Raw genomic sequence first — 2,974 nt, 5'->3', positions numbered from 1 at the left:
GATATTATCAATTTCAGAGGTATCTTCCATAACCTTTATAATAGGGGCCATTTTAATCCCCTCTGGTCTTGTTCCAAATACTGTCATTACTTTAATCTTCTTCATTTTCATCCCTCTTTTTCCCGCTTATTAGTCCCATCTTACTAGCCAATAATATAGTAAGAACAAATACTATTACTGCAACAAAAACTGCCCTTTTACTATTAGCTTTAGCTATAAAAATAGCACATAATCCAAATACAGCCGATATAGAATATAATATAAGAACAGTTTTTTTCTGAGAATAACCCATGTTTAATAATCTATGATGAAGATGTCCTTTGTCTGCCTCTGCAATAGATTTCCCATTTAATAATCTTCTAAATATGGCAAAAGTTGTATCGAAAATGGGAACACCTAGAATTATTATTGGAACCACAACTGCAATTGTTGCAACGGATTTCATGACTCCCTCTATGGATAAAGCGGCTAGCATGAATCCTAAAAATAAAGCTCCTGTATCCCCCATAAATATCTTGGCTGGGTTGAAATTATAAGGTAGAAATCCAATACAAGATCCTGCAACTATAGCAGACATAATCATAATAGGAATATAACTAAATTTATTGGCAACAAATAAAAAGGATAGACTAGCTATCATAGCAACGCCTGCAGCCAAACCGTCTAAACCATCAATTAAATTTAATGTGTTGGTAATCCCTACTACCCAAAATATGGTTAATGGAATAGAAAATCCATTTAATAATAATAGAGTACCTGGTTTACCGAAAGGATTAGTTATAGCATCTATTTTTACATCTCCTAAGATTAACACAATAGAAGCTATTATTTGAAATGTTAATTTCGCCTTTGGGCTTAATCCCTTAATATCATCAATTACTCCAGAAATAAGTATTATACTTCCTCCAATTATTATGGAAATCAATGTTTTATCTATTGGAAGAAATATTAAAGAAGATATGAAGATTCCAAAATAGATTGCTAATCCACCCATTAATGGCATAGGTTTGCTATGTACTCTTCTTTCATCCTTAGGAATATCTACTGCTCCAAATTTTACTGCTAGTTTTTTTGCAACTGGAGTCATGAATAGTGATATAGCTGCTGATATAATAAATGGTAAAAAAATAATTTCCATATGTTTTCGCTCCTTATAGTTAGTTCTATTAAATTTTATATTATTATTATGAATAAGTCAATTAATACTATCCCTTACTAAAATATAATAAGCGAGCTAAAGAATAGACCCTAGCTCGCAAATTTTCCATATTATTTTGTTCCGAACAATCTATCTCCTGCATCTCCAAAGCCTGGAACTATATAAGCATGTTCATTTAAACCTTCATCAATACTTGTTACGTAGATATCTACATCTGGATATTGGTTATGGACTGCTTCAATGCCTTCTGGTGCCGCTATTAAACATACTAATTTTATAGAATTTGCCCCTTTTTCTTTTAGAAAATGGATAGCAGCCATGGCAGAACCTCCTGTAGCCAACATTGGATCCAATACAATTAGCTCCCTTTCTTCAATATCTTGAGGCAATTTACAATAATATTCTACAGGTTTAAAAGTATCTGGATCTCTATAAAGTCCAACATGCCCTACCTTAGCAGCTGGAAGTAATTCTAACATACCTTCTACCATTCCAAGACCTGCCCTTAAAATAGGTACTAATCCTAATTTTTTGCCAGAAATAATTTGGGATTTAGTCTTTGCCAAAGGAGTTTCAATTTCTACTTCCTCTAACGTTAAATCCCTTGTTACTTCGTAAGCCATAAGGGTGGAAATCTCTTTGACTAATTCCCTAAACTCTTTAGGTCCTGTGTTTTTATCCCTAATAAATGTAAGTTTGTGCTTAATCAATGGATGATCTAATACTACAACTTTCCCCATGAAAAAACTCCTTTCCTATAGTTTGAAAAAATCTCCTAATCATTATATCACAAATTAGTCTCTATATCAGAAATTTTATTTACTCTTCTTTCATGCCTTCCACCTTCAAATTTAGATTTAAGCCAAGTAGATATTATCTCAATAGCTAAATCTTTTCCTACTACCCTTCCTCCCAATGCAATTATATTTGCATTGTTATGTTCTACACTCATCCTTGCTGAATAAGTATCACTACAAAGAGCACATCTAATGCCCCTTACTTTATTGCATGCTATGGATATGCCAATTCCAGTACCACATATGGCTATGCCTCTTTCCACTTCTCCAGCTATAACTGCTTCAGAAAGCTTTCGTCCATAATCAGGATAATCTACCGACTCTGGAGAATTAGTACCATAGTCAATATATTCTATGTTTTCTTTTTCAAGGAATTCTTTAATATGTTCCTTTAATTCAAAACCACCATGATCGCTACCTATACCAATTTTCAATATTATCTCCTCCTTTAATTCAGTTGACAGTTGACAATTACCCATTGCCACCTGTCAACTTTTTGATCGTTACTTTTAATGCTTCTTTTATTTCTTCTTTTGCCTTATCATAAACATTTATATTCCCGCCAAAAGGGTCTTCTATGTCTTCTTCTTTACCATAGGCATATTCCTTCAAAGTATAAATCTTTCCTTTTATAAAATCAAATTTTGAAATTAGCAAATCTTTATGGGATTTTCCCATGGTTAAAATTAAATCTGCTTCTTCTAGTAAGTCTCTATAAATAATGCGAGCTCTATGGTTTGTTAAATCTATTCTTTCCTTCTTTAAGACTTCAATTGCATTTATAGAAGCCGCCTGACCATCTAATGCAAATACTCCTGCTGACTTCACCTTTATATCTAATTTTTTCTTCTTAGCCATCTCTTCCAAAAGAGCTTGAGCCATAGGGCTTCTGCAAGTATTACCAGTACAAACAAAAAGTATATTCATATCTATCTCCCCTTATACTTTTATAATCTTCCCTCCTGAAGCTTTTTTCAGCCTATTCATAATGGCTGTACCTATTTGTGATTTTTTTACT

4 protein-coding genes are annotated in these 2,974 nt (G+C 32.9%); all 4 read right to left on the bottom strand.

Going from position 1 to position 2,974, the window contains the following annotated elements; all coding sequences use genetic code 11:
• Positions 1-91: 91 nt before the first annotated feature.
• Entirely contained in the window at positions 92-1,138 is a 1,047-nt protein-coding gene (locus VK998_RS05260; RefSeq protein WP_325226297.1) for a glycosyltransferase family 4 protein, read from the bottom strand.
• 131 nt (positions 1,139-1,269) lie between these two features.
• On the bottom strand, positions 1,270-1,899 hold the full coding sequence (gene upp / locus VK998_RS05255; RefSeq protein ID WP_325226295.1) for a uracil phosphoribosyltransferase: 630 nt from the start codon (positions 1,897-1,899) through the stop codon (positions 1,270-1,272).
• Between the two features lie 47 nt (positions 1,900-1,946).
• Positions 1,947-2,390, bottom strand: coding sequence for a ribose 5-phosphate isomerase B (gene rpiB / locus VK998_RS05250; RefSeq protein ID WP_325226293.1), 444 nt, complete (start codon positions 2,388-2,390; stop codon positions 1,947-1,949).
• Between the two features lie 37 nt (positions 2,391-2,427).
• The gene (locus VK998_RS05245) at positions 2,428-2,883 is read right to left on the bottom strand and encodes a low molecular weight protein arginine phosphatase (RefSeq protein ID WP_325226291.1); all 456 of its coding nucleotides are present in this window, start codon (positions 2,881-2,883) and stop codon (positions 2,428-2,430) included.
• Positions 2,884-2,974: the final 91 nt, after the last annotated feature.

The sequence above is a fragment of the Schnuerera sp. genome (assembly GCF_035459645.1).
Taxonomy (GTDB): domain Bacteria; phylum Bacillota; class Clostridia; order Tissierellales; family Tepidimicrobiaceae; genus Schnuerera.
Note: the sequence above shows the minus strand (reverse complement) of the source record. Positions and strands in the feature narration are given on the sequence as shown.

Excerpts from the sequence above, each read along its gene's own strand:
- VK998_RS05260 (WP_325226297.1), bottom strand. The coding sequence starts at position 1,138 with ATGGAAATTATTTTTTTACCATTTATTATATCAGCAGCTATATCACTA.
- upp (WP_325226295.1), bottom strand. The coding sequence starts at position 1,899 with ATGGGGAAAGTTGTAGTATTAGATCATCCATTGATTAAGCACAAACTT.
- VK998_RS05245 (WP_325226291.1), bottom strand. The coding sequence starts at position 2,883 with ATGAATATACTTTTTGTTTGTACTGGTAATACTTGCAGAAGCCCTATG.